Source organism: Actinoplanes sp. GCM10030250, assembly GCF_042666575.1.
Lineage (GTDB): Bacteria > Actinomycetota > Actinomycetes > Mycobacteriales > Micromonosporaceae > Actinoplanes.
The window spans coordinates 284,957-304,118 of sequence record NZ_JBHTDO010000004.1; the positions used below are offsets into that span (position 1 = coordinate 284,957).

The window sequence follows — 19,162 nt, forward strand, 5'->3', positions numbered from 1 at the left end:
CGGCCGTTGCCGGGTGACGACCCGGCGGCCCGCCCGGACAGCCTACGCGCAGTCGTCTCCGCTGCTCGGGGCACCCGGTTCAGGTGCAGACGGTCACACATTCTGAACCGCCATGTCCGCTCACAGCGTATGTGCCTAAGGCGTTCGCTGCGCACGTGTTTAACCCGACTGGATAGGGTCAAGCCGAAAAGGGTTCCATAATTTTGCCCGAGGAGAACAACCGACGTGGCTGCCAAAGATCCCGCTCTCAACTGGTCCGACCTTGACCGCAAGGCGGTGGACACCACCCGGGTGCTGGCCATGGATGCCGTGGAGAAGGCCGGCAACGGCCACCCCGGTACCGCCATGAGCCTGGCACCGGCCGCCTATCTGCTGTTCAACCGTGTCATGCGGCACGACCCCACGGATCCGCACTGGGCGGGACGCGACCGCTTCGTTCTGAGCTGTGGTCACTCCAGCCTCACCCTTTACGTTCAGTTGTTCCTCAATGGCTACAGCCTGTCGCTGGACGACCTGAAGACGCTGCGCCAGTGGGACTCGCTCACCCCGGGCCACCCGGAGTACGGGCACACCCCCGGCGTCGAGATCACCACCGGCCCGCTCGGCCAGGGCATCGGCAACGCGGTCGGCATGGCGATGGCCGCCCGCCGCGAGCGCGGCCTGTTCGACCCGGACACCGCCGCGGGTGAGTCGCCGTTCGACCACTTCGTCTACTCGATCGCCTCGGACGGCGACATCGAGGAGGGCGTCAGCCACGAGTCGAGCGCCATCGCGGCGGTGCAGAAGCTCGGCAATCTCGTGGTGATCTACGACGACAACCAGATCTCCATCGAGGACGACACCCGGATCGCGAAGAACGAGGATGTCGGCGCGCGCTACGCGGCGTACGGGTGGCACGTCCAGACGGTCGACTGGCGCGGGACGGACCCGTACACCGAGGACGCCGAGGAGCTCTGGAACGCGATCCAGGCAGCGAAGGCGGTGACCGACCGCCCGTCGTTCATCGTGCTGAAGACGATCATCGGATGGCCGGCGCCGAAGAAGCAGAACACCGGCAAGATCCACGGTTCGGCACTGGGCGCCGCCGAGATCACCGCCACCAAGGAGCTGCTCGGCTTCGCCGACGAGCCCTTCGCCATCGACGACGAGGTCGTCAAGCACGCTCAGCAGGTCGTCGAGCGCGGCAAGGAAGCCCACGCGGAGTGGCAGACGGCGTTCGACGCCTGGGCCGCCGGCAACGCCGAGGGCAAGAAGCTCTACGACCGGCTGGCCGCCAAGGCCCTGCCGGAGGGCTGGCACAAGGCGCTGCCCGAGTTCCCCGCGGACCCGAAGGGCCTGGCCACCCGTGCCGCGTCCGGCAAGGTCCTGGAGGCGCTCGCCCCGGTCCTGCCGGAGCTGTGGGGCGGTTCCGCCGACCTCGCGGAGAGCAACAACACCACGATGAAGGGCGAGCCGTCCTTCATCCCCTCGGAGTATGCGACCGAGGCGTTCCCCGGCCACGAGTACGGCCGGACCCTGCACTTCGGCATCCGCGAGCACGGCATGGGCTCGATCCTCAACGGCATCGCGGTGCACGGCGGCACCCGCCCGTACGGTGGCACCTTCCTGGTCTTCAGCGACTACATGCGCGGCGCGGTCCGCCTCTCCGCGCTGATGAAGCTGCCGGTCGTCTTCGTGTGGACGCACGACTCGATCGGTCTCGGCGAGGACGGCCCGACGCACCAGCCGATCGAGACGCTGACCGCGCTGCGCGCCATCGTCGGCCTCGACGTGGTCCGCCCCGCCGACGCCAACGAGACCGCGTGGGCCTGGCGCGGCGCCCTGGAGCACGGTGACCGCCCGACCGCGCTCGCGCTGTCCCGGCAGAACCTGCCCACCGTCGACCGCACCAAGTACGCGTCGGCTGAGGGCACCCTCAAGGGCGGCTACATCCTCTCCGAGTCGTCCGGCGGCACGCCGAAGGTGATCCTCATCGCCAGCGGCTCCGAGGTGTCGATCGCGCTGACCGCCCAGGAGCGCCTCGAGGCCGACGGCACACCGACCCGGGTCGTGTCGATGCCGTGCCAGGAGTGGTTCTTCCAGCAGGACACCGCGTACCAGCAGGAGGTTCTGCCGCGCGGCGTCAAGGCACGGGTCACGGTCGAGGCCGGCATCCGGATGAGCTGGGACCGCCTCCTCGGTGACGCCGGCGAGGCCGTCAGCATCGAGCACTACGGCGCCAGCGCGCCCGCGACGATCCTCTTCCAGCAGTTCGGCTTCACCGCTGACAACGTCGTCGCGAAGGCCAACGCCTCCCTCGCCAAGGTCGGCGAGATCACCGGGCACAAGACCGGCAACTGAACGCACAGGTTCTTCCCTACATTCAGGAGTTGAGGGAAATGACAGACAGGCTTGCCGAGCTGTCCGCCGCGGGCGTCGCGGTCTGGCTCGACGATCTCTCCCGGGTACGTCTGACCAGCGGCTCGCTGGAGAAGATGCGTACCGGCCAGCACGTGGTCGGCGTGACCACGAACCCGAGCATCTTCCAGAAGGCGCTCTCCGACGCGGACGCGTACGACGAGCAGCTGCGTGACCTGGCGGCGCAGAAGGTGACGGTCGAGGAGGCCGTCCGCCTGATGACCGCCAAGGACGTCCGCTGGGCGTGCGACGTGGAGCGGCCGGAGTACGACCGCTCGAAGGGTGTCGACGGCCGCGTCTCGATCGAGGTCGACCCGCGCAAGGCGCACGAGACCGCGTCGACCGTCGCCGAGGCGAAGACCCTCTGGTGGCTCGTCGACCGGGAGAACCTCTACATCAAGATCCCGGCGACGCTCGCGGGCCTGCCCGCCATCACCGCCACGCTCGCCGCGGGGATCAGCGTCAACGTCACGCTGATCTTCTCGCTGGAGCGCTACCGGGCGGTCATGGAGGCGTTCCTGGCCGGCCTGGAGCAGGCGAAGCAGAACGGGCACGACCTGTCCAAGATCGGCTCGGTCGCGTCGTTCTTCGTCTCCCGCGTGGACAGCGAGGTGGACAAGCGCCTCGACAAGATCGGCTCGGACGAGGCGAAGGCGCTCAAGGGCAAGGCGGCGATCGCCAACGCCCGGCTGGCGTACGAGGCGTACGAGGAGGTCTTCGGCGGTGACCGCTGGAAGGCCCTCGCGTCCGCCGGCGCCCACCCGCAGCGCCCGCTGTGGGCGTCGACCTCCACCAAGAACCCGGACTTCCCCGACACGATCTACGTCGAGGAACTGATCGCGCCCGGCACGGTGAACACCATGCCGGAGTCCGTGATCATCGCGTTCGAGGACCACGGCACCACCAAGAAGAACTCGATCACCGACAACTACGACCACGCCAAGAAGGTCTTCGCCGTCCTCGCGGCCATCGGTGTCGACTTCGACGACGTGGTGAAGGTCCTCGAGGACGAGGGCGTCGACAAGTTCGAGGCCAGCTGGAAGGAACTGCTGGAGGGCGTCGAGAAGTCGCTCAAGGCAGCCAGCAAGGGCGCTGAGAACCCCAGCGACGCGGCCTGAGGCGTAACGATTGGCGGCCTGTCGCGGAAGTCTCGCGACAGGCCGTTCCGTCTCTCGAAAAATGGCAGGATGGCAACGTGGGTAATCCGCTGCGTACCGCACAGGACCGTCGGCTTCCGCGGATCCCGGAGCCCTGCGCTCTGGTCATCTTCGGCGTCACCGGTGACCTGTCCCGTAAAAAGCTCATCCCGGCCGTGTACGACCTGGCCAACCGTGGCCTGCTGCCGCCCGGCTTCGTGGTTCTCGGCTTCGCCCGGCCCGACTGGGGCGACGGCTCCTTCGAATCTCTCGCCTATGCCGCCGCCAAGAAGGGCGCCCGCACACCGTGGCGCGAGGACGTCTGGCAGCGGCTCAACAGCCAGTTCCACTTCGTTCCCGGCTCGTTCGACGACGACGCCGCCTTCGACCAGCTCGCCACCACCCTCGACGACCTGAAGGAGCGCAACGGCATCGCCGGCAGCGCCGCCTTCTACTTCTCCATCCCGCCGGCCGCCTTCCCGCTGGTGCTCAACCAGCTCAACCGCACCGGGATGGCGGACAGCTCCAAGACCGGCGGCTGGCGCCGGGTGGTGGTGGAGAAGCCGTTCGGCCACGACTACCAGAGCGCGGTCCAGCTCAACCAGCTGGTCGACGACGTGTTCATCCCGGAGGACGTCTTCCGGATCGACCACTATCTGGGCAAGGAAACCGTCCAGAACATCATGGCGCTGCGCTTCGCGAACAGCCTGTTCGAGCCGGTGTGGAACTCGAAGTACGTCGACAGTGTGCAGATCACGATGGCCGAGGACGTCGGCATCGGCAGCCGGGCGGCGTTCTACGACGCCTCCGGCGCGGCGCGCGACGTACTGCAGAACCATCTGCTGCAGCTGCTCGCGCTGGTCGCCATGGAAGAACCGACAAGCTTCGACCCCCAAGAGGTACGGGCGGAGAAGCTCAAAGTCCTGCGGGCCATCGCTCTTCCCGCCGACATCGCCACCGGTTCCGTCCGCGGGCAGTACCTTCCCGGCTGGGTGGCCGGCGAGCGCGCCCCCGGATACCTGGAAGAGGCGAACATCCCGGCCGACTCCACCACCGAGACGTATGCGGCGGTCCGCCTCGGCATCCAGAACCGCCGGTGGGCCGGTGTGCCGTTCTTCGTGCGGGTCGGCAAGCGGATGCCGCGCCGGGTCACCGAGATCGCGATCCTCTTCAAACAGGCGCCGCACCTGCCGTTCGACCCGGCCGACGTGGAGATGCTGGGTCACAACCAGCTCGTCGTGCGGGTCCAGCCGGACGAGGGCGTGGTGCTCAAGTTCGGCTCGAAGGTGCCCGGCACGTCGATGGAGGTCCGCGACATCGCGATGGACTTCCAGTACGGCGAGGCGTTCACCGAGTCCAGCCCGGAGGCGTACGAGCGGCTCGTCCTGGACGTCCTGATCGGCGACCGGACGCTGTTCCCGGACGCGGCCGAGGTGGAGCAGTCCTGGCGGGTCGTCGACCCGCTCGAGGCGGCCTGGGCGGGCACCAAGCCGGAGCCGTACCGGGCCGGTGAATGGGGCCCGCGGGCCTCCGACGAGATGCTGGCCCGCGAGGGCCGTGCGTGGAGGCGAGCATGATCGGGCTTTGGGACACCACCGGCAACGAGGTAGTGAAGGCCCTGGCCGCCGAGCGGCGCAGTGCCGGCGGCGTCGCCTCCGGCCTGGCACTCACCCTGATCGCGGTGGTCGAGGAGAAGAAGGTCCGCGAAGCCGAGGCGGCGGCCACCATCGCCGCGGCCGCGCACCCCTGCCGGCTGCTCATCGTGGTCCGCTCCGACATGGAGGGCCGCAGCCGGCTGGACGCCGAGATCGTCGTGGGCGGGCGCCTCGGCCCCGCCGAGGCGGTCGTCATGCGGATGTACGGGCGGCTCGCCCTGCACGCCGAGTCGGTCGTGATGCCGCTGCTCGCACCGGACGTCCCGGTCGTCTCCTGGTGGCACGAGGAACCGCCCAACATGATCGCCAACGACTTCCTCGGCGTCGTGGCGGACCGGCGGATCACCGACAGCGCCCAGGCACCGGACCCGGTGGCCGCGCTGCGCCAGCGGGCGATCGACTACGCCCCCGGCGACACCGACCTGACCTGGACCCGGATCACCCTCTGGCGCACCCTGGTCGCCGGTGCCTTCGACAGCACCGACGCGCGGGTCACCGGAGCCCGGATCGTGGCACCCGAGCACGACCCGACCGGCTGGCTGATGCTGGGCTGGCTCAAGTCCCGCCTCGGCATCGAGCCGGTCCTGGAGCACACCGACCGGTCTCCGCGCCTGCACTCGGTGGAACTGCAATGCGAGAACGGCGATTGCGTACGGGTCACCCGCGAGGAGGACACGGCGCTGTTCAGCCGTACCGGCCAGGAGGACCGGTACATGCCGCTGCCGAAGCGGCCCGTCGGTGACGAGCTCGCCGAGGAGCTGCGCCGGCTCGACGCCGACCAGATCTACGCGGCGGCGCTCGGTGCCATGGCCGGGGTGACCGATTTGGACAGGCGGCCGCCGATGCGCGTACACGTCTGGAAAGACCCCGCGATGGCCGCCATCGCCGGCTCCCCCGCCTGACAAAACTGAATGTTCTTACAGGTCCGCCCGCCGCACCGCGGCGGGCGGACCGTTCATAAGGAGTGAACGCTGTGAGTGAGACAGTGGTCGTGGTCGTCCCGGACGCCGACATCCTGGCGTCCACGGTGGCCGCACGACTGGCCATCAAGATCATCGACGCACAGGCGGCGCACGGCACGGCGAGCGTGGTGCTGACCGGCGGCCGGGTCGCGGCGAAGGTGCTGCGCGCCGTCGGCGACCTGCCCGCCTCCGCCGCGATCGACTGGTCCCGCGTGGATCTGTGGTGGGGCGACGAGCGCTTCCTGCCCACCGGCGACCCGGACCGCAACGAGACCCAGGCCCGCGAGGCCCTGCTGGACAAACTCCCCCTCGCCCCGGACCGGGTCCACGCCATGCCGTCCTCCGACGGCCCGGACGGCGAGGACGCTGTCGCTGCCGCCGCCCGCTACGCCTCGGAGCTGGCGGCCGCCGGTGATCCCCTGCCGCGGTTCGATGTGCTGATGCTCGGCGTGGGTGAGGACGGGCATGTGGCGTCCCTGTTCCCGGGGCATCCGGTGCTGCAGGAGGGCGGGACGACGGCGGCGGTTTACAACAGCCCGAAGCCGCCGCCTGTCCGGGTGACGCTCACGCTCTCGACCATCCAGAGTGCCGACGAGGTGTGGCTGATCGCCGCCGGGCCGGACAAGGCTGATCCCATTGGGACAGTCCTTGATGGTGGCTCGTTGCCTGCTGCCAGTGCGGTCGGGGTGCGGAGGACTCTGTGGCTGCTTGATCAGGCGGCTGCGGCTCGGGTTCCTACTCGCTGAGTGCGGCCTTCTACCCGCCGGCCGGGATCCGGTCGGCGGGTCCGAGTCCGGCACGCGGGGTGCCCGCCTAACCCGCGCGCGTCGCCGCAGGCGCACTGCCCGACGGCGTAGCCGCCGCCGTCCGGCCCGGCGGCGAAACCCCCGGCCGCCTGCCCGTCGGTGTGACCCCCGGCGCGCCGCCCGTCGGCGTAACACCCGGCGCGGAGGAGACCGGCAGCGGGGAAGCCGGGTTCGAGGTTGCCGCCTCGGACGGAGAAGGGCTCGGCTGGTCCGGACCCGACGGCGCCGGGCTGGGCGCCTGCGAGGGCGCCGTCGTGACCGGCGGCACCCCCGGCAACACCGGCTCCGGCTCCCCCGGCCCGGACAGAACCGCGAACCCCACCGCCACCACGACGCCCACCACGCCCGCCGCAGCCACCGGCACCGCAGCCGCCCGCCACCACCACCGCCGATAGCGCGGCCGGGACACGGAAACCGTCGGCGGCACCCCGAACCCGAGCCGCTCCGGCGTGATCTGGACGGCGCGGGCTGCGAGAGCGCCGCGCAGCCGGTGTTCCAGGTCAGTGCTGGTCACCGCTCCCCCAGATGGTCACGCAGGATGGTCAGCGCCCGGTGCGCCGTCGACTTGACCGTGCCGCGGGAGACCCGCATCGTCTCGGCGATCTCCTGCTCGGTGAGTTCCGACCAATAGCGCAGCACCAGCACCTGACGCTGCCGTGGTGTGAGGCCCCGCATCGCCCGCAGCACCTCCCGGTCACCCTCTCCGAGCATCGCCTCGTCCTCCGCGGCCGGCGCCGTGCCGGCAACCGGTGGCACATAAGCCCGGGCCGTACGCCGGCGCCGCAACGCCGACCGCGCCGCGTTCGTCACCCCGGCCACCAGGTAGGCGTGCGGATCCGCGACGGTACGCAGGTCAGCGCCATGCCTGCGGTACAGCGCCGCGAACACGTCCTGCACGATGTCCTCCGCCGTAGGCAGATCGTCGACCATCAGCACCGCCAGCCGGACCAGGCTGAGCCGCCTGCTGTGGTAGAGCTCGTTGATCGCGGGCGGGCCCGGCGGTCCCGCGGCCCGCATGGGATCCGGCGTGTCGGTCAGGACACGGCGAAGCCAGGCGAGCAGCGGCGGGAACGGCAGGACACGGATCACAGGCAGGGCCTCGCGAGGGGTGTACGGGAGGGGGCGTGCGGGAGGGAAAGGGTACCGGCGCCGGTCAGCCCCGCGCCGCCGGCGAGACGGCCGGCTTCGCCGCCGACGGCACCGGCCGCGGGGTGGTTTCACGGGTCGGCCGCGTGGTGGCGGGGCTCGGCTCGGCGGTGACCGTGCCAGGCCTGGGCTTCTTCCTCGAAGCCGACGCTGTGGGCCGCGGAGCCGCCGCGGGCTCCGACGCGGAGGGAGTCGCGGGGCCCGACGCGGGAGGAGTCGCCGCCGGCTCCGACGCGGAGGGAGTCGACGCGGGTCCCGAGGCGGTAGGAGCCGGTGTGGCTTCCGCAGGGGTAGGAGCCGCGGACGTCACCGCCGTCGCGGCGGGCGGGACCGGCGCCGGGGCCGGCCCGGCGTCATCGGCGAAGGCGACAGCCGACACTCCGCCGACGGCGAACACAACCGCCACACCGCCGACGACGGCCAGACCACGGGTCGAGATACGCATCAAGACTCTCCTGCGTTGCTGGGGAAGCGTGCTTTCGCAGGAGTAGACGCGTGGCCGCTCGAAAGGTTGGCGGCTCCGGAGTGACGCGCGCCACAACCTTAGACTGGCGACGTGCCGCCGATCATCCGCCCTTACCGGCCCAGCGACCTCGACGCCATCTACGACATCTGCGTGCGCACCGGCGCCGCGGGAGGGGACGCCCGCGGTCAGCACAGTTCGGACCGGCTGCTCGGTGACATCTGGGCGGTGCCCTACGTGACAGCGGAGCCGCAGCACGCGCACGTTCTCGACGACGGTGACGGCAACGCGGTCGGCTATGTGCTCGGCACCGCGGACACCGCGGCGTTCGTGAAGTGGTACCGCGCGGAGTGGCTGCCCGCGACCGAGGGGCGTTACCCGGCTGATGATCCGCGCGACGAGCACATGCTGGAGCTGCACCACGATCCGGAGCGGATGCTCATTCCCGAGTTGGCCGACCATCCAGCGCACCTGCACATCGACCTATTGCCGGAGTGGCAGGGCAAGAAGCTCGGACGAGGCCTGATGGCGGCCTTCATCGACGGCCTGCGTGCGGCGGGAGTGTCCCGGGTCCACCTCGGGATGGCGCCGCAGAACCAGGGCGCCTACGCGTTCTACCGCCGCCTCGGCTTCCGGGACATCGAGGTCCCGGAAGCCGGCGCACTCTACCTGGGCCGAGACACCAGCCCGATCTGACCGTCACCAGCCACGACCGCGCCCGCACCGCAGGCGAACGCGACCGCGGCCGCAACGCACGCCACGGCGCGAAGGCGCACCCGAACGCGCGGCGCAGGCGCGAAGGCGCACCCGAACGCGAGCGGAACGCGCAAAGGCGAACGCGAACGAACGCGCGAACGCGTTACTCGCTCCGACCGCGCCGCCGGCGGAGCTTGGCGAGCGCCTCGGCCAGAATGGCCTCGGCGTCCGCCTCGGAGCGGCGCTCCTTCACATAGGCGAGATGCGACTTGTACGGCTCGGTGCGCGCCTTCCCCGGCGGGTTGGAAGGGTCGAGCCCGGCCGGCTGCCCGCATCGGGGGCAGTCCCAGGTCTCCGGTATCACGACCTCGGCCGCGAACCAGATCTGGCTGTCGTGACCGGCTGCGCAGAAGTAGCTGATCTGTCGGCGGGGGGCGGGTTCGCTGCGCTCGTCGGGGCGCATCGGGCTGGACCCGACACGGCTGCCGCGGATAGCGCTGCCACTGGACACGGACGTCACTCCTGTCTCGAGGGCTTCAAGCGCCGTCGAATCGAATGTCTCGGGGGCTTCAGACACCGTCGAATCGGACGGCAAGGACAAAAAACCGCGCGACCGGAGAAACCGGCCGCGCGGCAGATTGTACGACTGAAGGTGGTGATCAGGCGATGGTGGTCTTGAGCCAGAAGCCGAGCCCGACGATGCAGGCGAACCAGATGATGCCCACCAGCACGGTGTAGCGATCCAGGTTCTTCTCCGCCACCGAGGAACCAGCCAGGCTGGAGGTCACGCCGCCGCCGAACATGCTGGACATGCCGCCGCCCTTGCCCCGGTGCAGCAGGATCAGCAGCGTCAGCAGGATGCTGGTGGTGATCAGCAACACGATCAACGTGTAAGCGAACTCGATCGGCATGGTCGGGTTCATTCCTCTCAGGGGACAGGCAGCCGTCCCACAATAGCCGGTGCCCGGCCGCCGCAGGCGACCGGGCACACGGAGTGATTTCAGCGAGCCACGTGCTCCGGGAAGCGCACGATGGAGGCGAACTCCTCGGCGTCCAGGCTCGCGCCGCCGACCAGGGCACCGTCCACATCCGGCTTGGCCATGATCTGGGCGATGTTGGCTGCCTTGACCGAACCGCCGTACTGGATGCGGACCACGTCGGCCACCTCGGCACCGAACTTCTCGGCCAGCCGGCCACGGATCGCTCCGCAGACCTCCTGGGCGTCGTCCGGTGTCGCGGTCTTGCCGGTGCCGATCGCCCAGACCGGCTCGTACGCGATCACGATCTGCTGGAGCTGCTCGGTCTTCAGCCCCTCGAGGCCGGCGTCCACCTGGGCCAGCACGTGCGGGACCTGGTTGCCGGACTCGCGAACGTCCAGGCCCTCGCCCACGCAGAAGATCGGCACGAGGCCGGCCGCGAAGGCAGCCTTGTTCTTCGCGTTGACCAGGGTGTCGTTCTCGTTGTGGTACTCACGGCGCTCGGAGTGCCCGACGACCACATAGGTGGCGCCCAGCTTCGCCAGGAAGGCGCCGGAGATCTCACCGGTGTAGGCGCCACCGGTGTGCTGCGAGATGTCCTGCGCGCCGTACCCGAACTTCAGCTTGTCGCCCTCAATGACCGACTGCACGGTGCGCAGATCGGTGAAGGGCGGCAGGACGACCGTCTCGACGGCCTCAAGCTGCGGCTCGGTCAGGCTCGCGGCCAGCTTCTGCATCAGGAGATTCGCCTCGTAGTGGTTGAGGTTCATCTTCCAGTTGCCGGCGATGATCGGCTTACGGGTCACGTCACCCATCACTTCTCCAGTGCGGCGACGCCCGGCAGCGTCTTGCCTTCGAGGTACTCCAGGGACGCGCCCCCACCGGTGGAGATATGGCCGAACGCGGACTCGTCCAGGCCGAGCGTGCGCACCGCGGCCGCGGAGTCACCGCCGCCGACGACCGAGAAGCCGTCGATCTTGGTGATCGCCTCCGCGACGCCGCGGGTGCCCGCCGCGAACGGCGCCAGTTCGAAGACGCCCATCGGGCCGTTCCAGAACACGGTCTTCGCGGAACCGATCGCCTCGGCGAAGATCGCCACCGACTTCGGGCCGATGTCGAGCCCGAGCCGGTCGGCGGGGATCTCGGCGATGTCCACCACGGAGTGGTCGGCGTCCGCGGAGAACTCGGTAGCCGCGACGACGTCGACCGGGAGAACGATCCGGCCGTCCGCCTGCTCCAGCAACGAGCGGCACGTGTCGATCATCTCGGCCTCGAGCAGCGACTTACCGACCTCGTGGCCCTGTGCCTTGAGGAAGGTGAAGCACATGCCACCACCGACGAGAAGCTTGTCCACCTTCGGCAGCAGCGCCTGGATGACGGCGAGCTTGTCGGAGACCTTGGAGCCGCCGAGGACGACCACATAGGGCTGCTCCGGGCTCTCCGACACCTTCTTGAGGACCTCGACCTCTTTCAGGACGAGGCCACCGGCGTAGTGCGGGAGGCGGGCCGGCACGTCGTGCACCGAGGCGTGCTTGCGGTGCACCGCACCGAACGCGTCGTCCACGTAGTAGTCGGCGAAGGCGGCGAGCTGGTCCGCGAAGGCGCCGCGCTCGGCGTCGTCCTTCGAGGTCTCCCCCGCGTTGAACCGGAGGTTCTCCAGGAGCAGCACCTGGCCGTCCTGGAGATCCTCGACCGCCGCGGCGGCGGACGGGCCGACGGTGTCGCCGGCGAAGACCACCGACGACCCGAGCAGCTCACCCAGCCGGGCGGCGACCGGCGCGAGCGTGTACTTGGGGTCGGGCGCGCCCTTCGGGCGGCCCAGGTGGGACGCCACGATCACGCGGGCGCCCGCGTCACGCAGGGCGATCAGCGTCGGCAGCACCGCGCGGGCGCGGCCGTCGTCGCTGATCACTGGTGCATTCCCCTGCGGGATGTTCTTGTCGAACGGGACGTTCAGGTCGGCGCGCACGAACACGCGCCGACCCGAGACACCCTCGCCGAGCAGGTCGTCGAGAGTTTTCAAGGCAGATCAGGCCCCGACCAGCTTGACCAGGTCCACGAGGCGGTTGGAGTAACCCCACTCGTTGTCGTACCAGCCGACGACCTTGACCTGGTTGCCGATGACCTTGGTCAGGCCGGCGTCGAAGATGCAGGAGGCCGGGTCGGTGACGATGTCGGACGAGACGATGTCGTCCTCGGTGTAGACGAGGATGCCCTTGAGCGGGCCCTCGGCGGCGGCCTTGATCGCGGCGTTGACCTCTTCGACCGAGGTGTCACGCGCGGCGGTGAAGGTGAGGTCGGTGGCCGAGCCGGTCGGGATCGGCACCCGCAGCGCGAAGCCGTCCAGCTTGCCCTTGAGCTCCGGCAGCACCAGGCTGACGGCCTTCGCGGCACCGGTCGAGGTCGGCACGATGTTCAGGGCGGCGGCGCGGGCGCGACGCAGGTCCTTGTGCGGGCCGTCCTGCAGGTTCTGGTCCTGGGTGTACGCGTGGATCGTGGTCATCAGACCCTTTTCGATCCCGATCGTGTCGTTCAGGACCTTCGCCATCGGGGCGAGGCAGTTGGTGGTGCAGGAAGCGTTCGAGATGATCGTGTGCTTCGCACCGTCGTAGAGGCCGTCGTTGACGCCCATCACGATGGTGATGTCCTCGTTCTTGGCCGGAGCCGAGATGATGACCTTCTTGGCGCCCTTGTCGATGTGCGCCTTGGCCTTGCTCGCGTCGGTGAAGAAGCCGGTCGACTCGATCACGACGTCGGCGCCCAGGTCACCCCACGGCAGGTTGTTCGGGTCGCGCTCGGCGAACGCCTTGAAGGTCTTGCCACCGACAGTGATCTCGTCGGCGGTCGCCTTCACCTCGTGGCCGAGACGGCCCAGGATGCTGTCGTACTTCAGAAGGTGAGCCAGCGTGGCGTTGTCGGTGAGGTCGTTCACACCGACGATCTCGATATCGGCACCGGAGGTGAGAACCGCCCGGAAGAAGTTACGACCGATACGGCCGAAGCCGTTGATGCCAACCCGGATGGTCACAGGTGGTCTCCTCGTTTCGGTCCGCCGGATTCTGCGACCGGCGGAGGGGTCTGCATGCCGGCCACGTGGAAGGCCTGCACAAGGGCGTCCGGCCGCCGCGCCGAAGGAACGAGAGCGCCGCAGCAGAGGCTGGTGGCGTCACAGCGGGGGTTCGGCCGAACTGCCGGCACCGTCGCCGTCACTGGTGACCCTATCCGAGACCACCCGCCCGCGGAGCAGCGGGGCCGCGACCTGAACGTTATCCAAAACCGATCACCGGCACTCCGCCGCCGTCAGGTTCAGCCTTGTCGATCAAGCCCGGCGCCGGAAGTGCCGAAGGACCCGGCCGTGTGGGCCGGCTCGGCGCATGACCGGCGGCGATCGCGGGGGGTCATGTGACAGTGATCACGCTCGGTGATCAGCAGGCCATCATCTCCGGGGTGACCGCCGCTTCGGTATCCGGAATGCCGAGATCGCGAGCCCGCTTGTCGGCGAGCGCCAGCAGCCGCCGGATCCGGCCGGCGATCGCGTCCTTGGTCAGCGGCGGATCGGCGAGGGCGCCCAGCTCCTCGAGCGAGGCCTGCCGGTGCTCCAGCCGGAGCCGGCCGGCCGAGGTCAGGTGGTTCGGCGCGTCGTCGGCCAGGATCTCCAGCGCCCGGGTGACCCGGGCGGCGGCGGCCACCGCGGCGCGGGCGGAGCGGCGCAGGTTGGCGTCGTCGAAGTTGGCCAGGCGGTTGGCGGTGGCCCGGACCTCACGGCGGACCCGGCGCTCCTCCCAGGCCAGCACGCTGGAGTGCGCCCCGATCCGGGTGAGCAGCGCGGCGATCGCGTCGCCGTCCTTGATCACGACCCGGTCCACGCCCCGGACCTCGCGCTCCTTGGCGGTGATCCCCATCCGGCGTGCGGCGCCACGCAGCGCCAGGGCCGCCTCCGGCCCCGGGCAGGTGATCTCCAGGGCGCTGGAGCGGCCCGGCTCGGTGAGCGACCCGTGCGCCATGAACGCCCCACGCCAGGCGGCCACCGAGCAGCAGACGTTGCCGTTGACGACGTGCTGCGGCAGGCCACGCACCGGACGGCCGCGAACGTCCAGCAGGCCGGTCTGGCGGGCCAGCACCTCGCCGTCCTTGACGATCCGCACGATGTAGTGGCTGCCCTTGCGCAGGCCACCGGAGGCGAGGACGTGCACCTCGCTGGGGTACCCGTACACGTCGGCGATCTCACGGCGAAGCCGCCGTGCCACCGCGCCGGTGTCCAACTCAGCCTCGACCACCACCCGGCCGGAGACGATGTGCAAGCCGCCGGCGAAACGCAGCAGCGCCGCCATCTCGGCACGGCGGCAGCAGGGCTTGGGTACGTCGACCCGGCTCAGCTCGTCCTTGACCGCTGCCGTCATCGCCATTACGTCACCTCATGCGCCGGATCTTGAACAGTGTGTGCCGCACTACGCCGAACAGTTAACGAGCGGCGCCCAATACTGGCACCAGTGCGACACCCAATGATTGAGGATCATGCCGTGGGCTGCCGTCCGCAACGGCCACGGGTGCCAATACGAGTTCGGCACCGAGCTCCCGAGCGGCCACTCGAACGGGTTCGGGTTCCCCCGCCCAGGTAGCGTCGGCCAGGACCGTGTCGACCCGTAACTCCGGCAGGTACCACCGCAGGGCGGCCAGGTGACCGGCGGCGGACAGACCGGTGGTCTCCTTCTCCCCGCTGAGGTTCAGCGTGACCAGCCGGCGGGCCGGGCTCGCCACGATCGCCGCGGCCAGCTCCGGAACCAGCAGGTGCGGCAGCACGCTCGTGTACCAGCTGCCCGGCCCGAAAATCAGCCAGTCCGCGGTACGAACCGCTTCGATCGCCTCCGGGCAGGCCGGCGGGTCCGCCGGCACCAGGCGCAGCGCGGTCACCCGGCCGTCGGCCACCGCGACCGAGTGCTGCCCGCGCACGGTGAACGCGGCGCCGTCGGCGGCCATCACGTCCGCCTCGATCCCGACCGCGTGCAGCGCCATCGGCAGCACCCGCCCCTGCGCACCGACCATCTCGGCGGCGTGGTCCAGGGCGAGCACCGGGTCACCGAGCATCTCGATCAGCCCGAGCAGCAGCAGGTTGCCGACAGCGTGCCCGGCCAGCGTGTCCCTGGTACGGTCCGCCCGCCGCTCGACCCGCGGCCCACGAACGAGTACCCGGTCCAGGTGCAGGCCGTCACCGCCACCGCCGCCCTGACGCGGACTGCTCGCGGCTGCGACAGCGGGGCTCGCGGCGCCACCGGGCTGAACCGGCACGGCCGGCCGGATCGGCTGCGCCACCGAAGCCTCGCCGTGGCCCGTCGACGGGTCGTCCGGCATCGCGGCGAACCGGTGCTGCATCAGGCTGGCCGTGAGCCGGGTGGTCGGATGGTCCGCGGCCAGCGCGGCCAGCGCCTGCCGCAGGTCACCCGGCGGCAGCAGGGCGTCGCGTTCGGCCCGCAGCCGCCCGCTGGAGCCCCCGTCGTCGCCGACGGTCACTATCGCGGTGATCTCCAGGTCCAGCTCTCGCGCGCTGTGCCGCAACGCCCGCAACGACGCGCTCAGCCCGTGACCGCCCCCGAACGCCACAACCCGGATCGGGCCGCCGCCCGCTCGTCCTTCGTCCGGCCGCTTCGCCGGGGAGGCCGTCATTCGCGCCCCAGGTCGCGGTGCGAGGAGTGCGCGGACAGGCGCATTCCGGACAACCGCGAGGTCAGCTCCTCGGTTATGGCGACGCTGCGGTGCTTGCCGCCGGTGCAGCCGATGGCGACGGTGAGGTACCGCTTGCCCTCCCGCTCGAAGCCGGGCGCGGTCGCCGCGATCAGCCCCGCATAGGTGGCGATGAAGTCGGTGGCGCCCTCCTGGCCGAGCACGTAGCTGCTCACACCCTCCTCGAGGCCGGTGTGCTCGCGCAGCTCCGGCACCCAGAACGGGTTGGGCAGGAACCGGGCGTCCAGCACGTAGTCGGCGTCCGGGGGCAGGCCGTACTTGAAGCCGAAGGACAGCACGGTGATCCGCAGCCGGCGCGAGTCCTCACCGCCGAACAGCTCCTCGACGCGCCGCCGCAGCTGGTTCACGTTGAGATGGCTGGTGTCGATGATCACATCGGCCTGCTCGCGGGCCTCCTCCAGCAGCTTGCGCTCGGCGGCGATGCCGTCGGCGAGCCGCCCGTCGCCCTGCAGCGGGTGGGAGCGCCGCACCGACTCGAAGCGCCGGATCAGCACCTCGTCGTCGGCGTCCACGAAGACCACCCGCGGTGAGAAGCCCCGCTCCTTCAGCGCGCGCACCGCACCGGCCAGGTCGGTGGAGAAGGCCCGGCTTCGCACATCCAGCACCATCGCGGTACGCCGGGCGGCGCCGCCGGCCGCGAACGCCAGCTCGGCCATCTCCAGCATCAGGGCCTGCGGCAGGTTGTCGACCACGTAGAAACCGACGTTCTCCAGCGCCCGGGCCACCGTGCTGCGCCCGCCACCGGAGAGCCCGGTCACCACCACCAGATCGGTACCGGCCTCGTCGGGCTCCACGACCTCGTCGGGCCCGAGGTCCGGCATCGCTTCCGTCACGCACGCCTCCTGCGAAGGTTCGCCCGCCTCGCACGGGCGACACAACATCCTAGGCCGTCGACCGGCCCCGGGACTGCCGGACAGCCTGTCCGCCACCCGTCATGGGTGGCGGCTTCAACTCAGTCTCCGGTGCTGGTCTTCCCGTCGGGCGGGTTCAGCGCGGCCAGCACCGTCTCCGCGGTCCGGCGGCCGATGCCGGGCACCTCGGCGATCTCGTCAGGGGTGGCCGCGGCCAGCCGCTTGAGCGAACCGAAGTGCCGCAGCAGTGCCTTGCGCCGCACCTCGCCCAGCCCGGCGACCGAGTCCAGCGCGGACTCCGTCATCCGCTTGGAGCGGCGCTGCCGGTGGAACGTGATGGCGAACCGGTGCGCCTCGTCGCGAACGCGCTGGAGCAGGTAGAGCGCTTCCGAGGTGCGCGGCAGGATGACCGGGAAGTCGTCCCCGGGCAGCCACACCTCCTCCAGCCGCTTGGCCAGGCCGCAGAGCGCGACATCGGTGATGCCCAGGTCGGACAGGACCGCCGCGACCGCGTTGACCTGCGGCTGGCCACCGTCCACCACCACAAGCTGAGGCGGGTACGCGAAGCGGCGCGGCTTCCCGGTGAGCGGATCGACGCCGGGCAGATCGTTGGTCCCGGGCTCGACGACCGCCGCGCCGATGACAGCCGAATCGACAACGGCCGAATCGACAACGGCCGAATCGACAACGGCCGAATCGACAACGGCCGAATCGACAACGGCCGGATCGACAGCGGCCGGATCGACAGCGGCCGAGGGCTCCGGTGAGAACCCGTGCAGGAGAGCGTCAGCCGCCTCGTCAGCCGCATCGGACTCCGGCTGATCCCGCGGTGCGTCGGCCCCGGGCTGCGCCTTGAACCGGGCGAAGCGCCGCCGCAGCACCTCGCTCATCGCGGAGAGGTCGTCGGTGCCGCTGCCGTCCGCGTTGCCGCGGACGGCAAAGCGCCTGTACTCACTTTTGCGGGCGAGGCCGTCCTCGAAGACGACCATCGAGGCGACCACGTCGGTGCCCTGGATCTGGGACACGTCGAAGCACTCGATGCGCAGCGGCACCGTGTCCATCCCGAGCGCCTCGGCGATCTCCTCGAGAGCCTTGTTGCGGGTGGTGAGGTCACCGGCCCGGCGCAGCTTGTGCCGTTGCAGCGACTCGGCGGCGTTGCGGGACACGGTCTCCATCAGCGACCGCTTGTCGCCGCGCTGGGGCACCCGCAGGCTGACCCGGCTGCCACGGTGCTGGGTGAGCCAGTCGGCGAGCGCGTCGGCGTCGTCCGGCAGGGCCGGCACCAGCAACTCCCGGGGCACGTCGGCCTCGCCCTCGACCTCGCCATACATCTGGCTGCAGAAGTGGTGCACCAGGTCGCCGGTGGTCAAGTCCTCGACCTTCTCCACCACCCAGCCGCGCTGGCCCCGGACCCGGCCGTCCCGGACGTGGAAGACCTGGACGGCCGCTTCCAGCGGGTCCTCGGCGAAAGCGACGACGTCGGCATCAGTCCCGTCGCCGAGCACGACGGTCTGCTTCTCCATGGCGCGGCGCAGGGCGGCGATGTCGTCGCGCAACCGGGCCGCCCGCTCGAACTCGAGCTCCTCGGAGGCCTGGAGCATGTCCCGCTCGAGCCGCTTGACGAACGCGTCGGTCCGCCCGGCCATGAAGTCGCAGAAGTCGTCGACGATCGCCCGGTGCTGGTCCTCGCTGACCTGGCCGACGCAGGGCGCCGAGCACTTGCCGATGTAACCCAGAAGGCAGGGGCGCCCGATCTGGCCGTGTCGTTTGAAGACGCCGGCCGAGCAGGTGCGGGCGGGGAAGACGCGCAGCAGCAGGTCGAGGGTTTCGCGGATGGCCCAGGCGTGTGAATAGGGCCCGAAATAGCGGACACCCTTGCGCTTGGCACCGCGCATCACCTGGAGGCGCGGATAGTCCTCGTTGAGCGTGACGGCAAGAAAGGGATACGACTTGTCGTCGCGGTACTTCACGTTGAAGCGGGGGTCGAACTCCTTGATCCAGGAGAACTCGAGCTGAAGGGCCTCGACCTCCGTGCCGACCGTGACCCAGTCCACACTGCCCGCTGTGGTGACCATCTGCTGGGTCCGCGCGTGCAGCGACCAGATGTCGGCGAAGTAGGAGTTGAGGCGGTTACGCAGGCTCTTCGCCTTGCCGACGTAGATCACCCGGCCGGACGGATCACGGAACCGGTAGACACCTGGGGCGTCCGGAATCGTACCGGGGGCAGGACGATAGGTGGACGGGTCTGGCACAACACCAACACTAGTGCCTGGGACTGACAGAATTGCCCGACCGGAGGTCCGGTGCCGCCGCCACGGCCCGGATCTCCGGCCT

18 protein-coding genes are annotated in these 19,162 nt (G+C 70.2%); 8 read left to right on the forward strand and 10 right to left on the reverse strand.

The window, feature by feature from the left end:
• Positions 1-225 precede the first annotated feature (225 nt).
• From tkt to ACFQV6_RS09245, 6 genes are all read left to right on the forward strand, one after another.
• Positions 226-2,340, forward strand: a complete 2,115-nt coding sequence (tkt, locus tag ACFQV6_RS09220; RefSeq protein WP_378026931.1) for a transketolase — start codon at positions 226-228, stop codon at positions 2,338-2,340.
• Positions 2,341-2,378: 38 nt separating this feature from the next.
• Positions 2,379-3,515, forward strand: coding sequence for a transaldolase (tal, locus tag ACFQV6_RS09225; RefSeq protein WP_378026932.1), 1,137 nt, complete (start codon positions 2,379-2,381; stop codon positions 3,513-3,515).
• Between the two features lie 77 nt (positions 3,516-3,592).
• Positions 3,593-5,110 carry a glucose-6-phosphate dehydrogenase gene (gene zwf / locus ACFQV6_RS09230; RefSeq protein WP_378026933.1) on the forward strand — a complete coding sequence of 506 codons (1,518 nt, stop codon included), beginning with the start codon at positions 3,593-3,595 and terminating at the stop codon, positions 5,108-5,110.
• Positions 5,107-6,090: a glucose-6-phosphate dehydrogenase assembly protein OpcA gene (locus ACFQV6_RS09235; RefSeq protein ID WP_378026934.1), complete on the forward strand. Its 984-nt coding sequence runs from the start codon at positions 5,107-5,109 to the stop codon at positions 6,088-6,090. The genes zwf and ACFQV6_RS09235 overlap by 4 nt, the downstream gene beginning before the upstream one ends.
• A gap of 71 nt (positions 6,091-6,161) precedes the next feature.
• The gene (pgl, locus tag ACFQV6_RS09240; protein ID WP_378026935.1) at positions 6,162-6,896 is read left to right on the forward strand and encodes a 6-phosphogluconolactonase; all 735 of its coding nucleotides are present in this window, start codon (positions 6,162-6,164) and stop codon (positions 6,894-6,896) included.
• A 161-nt stretch (positions 6,897-7,057) separates the two neighbouring features.
• Entirely contained in the window at positions 7,058-7,351 is a 294-nt protein-coding gene (locus ACFQV6_RS09245; protein WP_378026936.1) for a hypothetical protein, read from the forward strand.
• A 115-nt stretch (positions 7,352-7,466) separates the two neighbouring features.
• Here the strand turns inward: ACFQV6_RS09245 and ACFQV6_RS09250 are convergent, their stop codons facing one another.
• A complete protein-coding gene (locus ACFQV6_RS09250; RefSeq protein WP_378026937.1) occupies positions 7,467-8,045 on the reverse strand; it encodes an RNA polymerase sigma factor in 579 nt (192 codons plus the stop codon).
• A 35-nt stretch (positions 8,046-8,080) separates the two neighbouring features.
• Between ACFQV6_RS09250 and ACFQV6_RS09255 the strand changes: the two genes are divergently transcribed.
• Together ACFQV6_RS09255 and ACFQV6_RS09260 are read left to right on the forward strand one after the other, a co-directional pair.
• Positions 8,081-8,593 carry a hypothetical protein gene (locus ACFQV6_RS09255; protein ID WP_378026938.1) on the forward strand — a complete coding sequence of 171 codons (513 nt, stop codon included), beginning with the start codon at positions 8,081-8,083 and terminating at the stop codon, positions 8,591-8,593.
• Positions 8,594-8,658: 65 nt separating this feature from the next.
• Positions 8,659-9,261 carry a GNAT family N-acetyltransferase gene (locus tag ACFQV6_RS09260; protein WP_378026939.1) on the forward strand — a complete coding sequence of 201 codons (603 nt, stop codon included), beginning with the start codon at positions 8,659-8,661 and terminating at the stop codon, positions 9,259-9,261.
• A gap of 163 nt (positions 9,262-9,424) precedes the next feature.
• Here the strand turns inward: ACFQV6_RS09260 and ACFQV6_RS09265 are convergent, their stop codons facing one another.
• The 9 genes from ACFQV6_RS09265 to uvrC form a co-directional block, all read right to left on the reverse strand.
• Complete coding sequence (locus tag ACFQV6_RS09265) at positions 9,425-9,772, reverse strand: RNA polymerase-binding protein RbpA (RefSeq protein ID WP_378026940.1); 348 nt, start codon at positions 9,770-9,772, stop codon at positions 9,425-9,427.
• Positions 9,773-9,920: 148 nt separating this feature from the next.
• Entirely contained in the window at positions 9,921-10,172 is a 252-nt protein-coding gene (gene secG / locus ACFQV6_RS09270) for a preprotein translocase subunit SecG (protein ID WP_378026941.1), read from the reverse strand.
• Between the two features lie 89 nt (positions 10,173-10,261).
• Entirely contained in the window at positions 10,262-11,053 is a 792-nt protein-coding gene (gene tpiA / locus ACFQV6_RS09275) for a triose-phosphate isomerase (RefSeq protein WP_378026942.1), read from the reverse strand.
• On the reverse strand, positions 11,053-12,261 hold the full coding sequence (locus tag ACFQV6_RS09280) for a phosphoglycerate kinase (RefSeq protein WP_378026943.1): 1,209 nt from the start codon (positions 12,259-12,261) through the stop codon (positions 11,053-11,055). Before ACFQV6_RS09280 ends, tpiA begins: the two co-directional genes overlap by 1 nt.
• Positions 12,262-12,267: 6 nt before the next feature.
• A complete protein-coding gene (gene gap / locus ACFQV6_RS09285) occupies positions 12,268-13,266 on the reverse strand; it encodes a type I glyceraldehyde-3-phosphate dehydrogenase (RefSeq protein WP_378026944.1) in 999 nt (332 codons plus the stop codon).
• 397 nt (positions 13,267-13,663) lie between these two features.
• Positions 13,664-14,644: a DNA-binding protein WhiA gene (whiA, locus tag ACFQV6_RS09290; RefSeq protein WP_378026945.1), complete on the reverse strand. Its 981-nt coding sequence runs from the start codon at positions 14,642-14,644 to the stop codon at positions 13,664-13,666.
• 55 nt (positions 14,645-14,699) lie between these two features.
• Complete coding sequence (locus ACFQV6_RS09295; protein ID WP_378026946.1) at positions 14,700-15,899, reverse strand: 2-phospho-L-lactate transferase CofD family protein; 1,200 nt, start codon at positions 15,897-15,899, stop codon at positions 14,700-14,702.
• Positions 15,896-16,798: an RNase adapter RapZ gene (gene rapZ, locus ACFQV6_RS09300; RefSeq protein ID WP_378026982.1), complete on the reverse strand. Its 903-nt coding sequence runs from the start codon at positions 16,796-16,798 to the stop codon at positions 15,896-15,898. The genes ACFQV6_RS09295 and rapZ overlap by 4 nt, the downstream gene beginning before the upstream one ends.
• Before the next feature lie 131 nt (positions 16,799-16,929).
• Complete coding sequence (gene uvrC, locus ACFQV6_RS09305) at positions 16,930-19,080, reverse strand: excinuclease ABC subunit UvrC (protein ID WP_378026947.1); 2,151 nt, start codon at positions 19,078-19,080, stop codon at positions 16,930-16,932.
• Between the last annotated feature and the right edge of the window lie 82 nt (positions 19,081-19,162).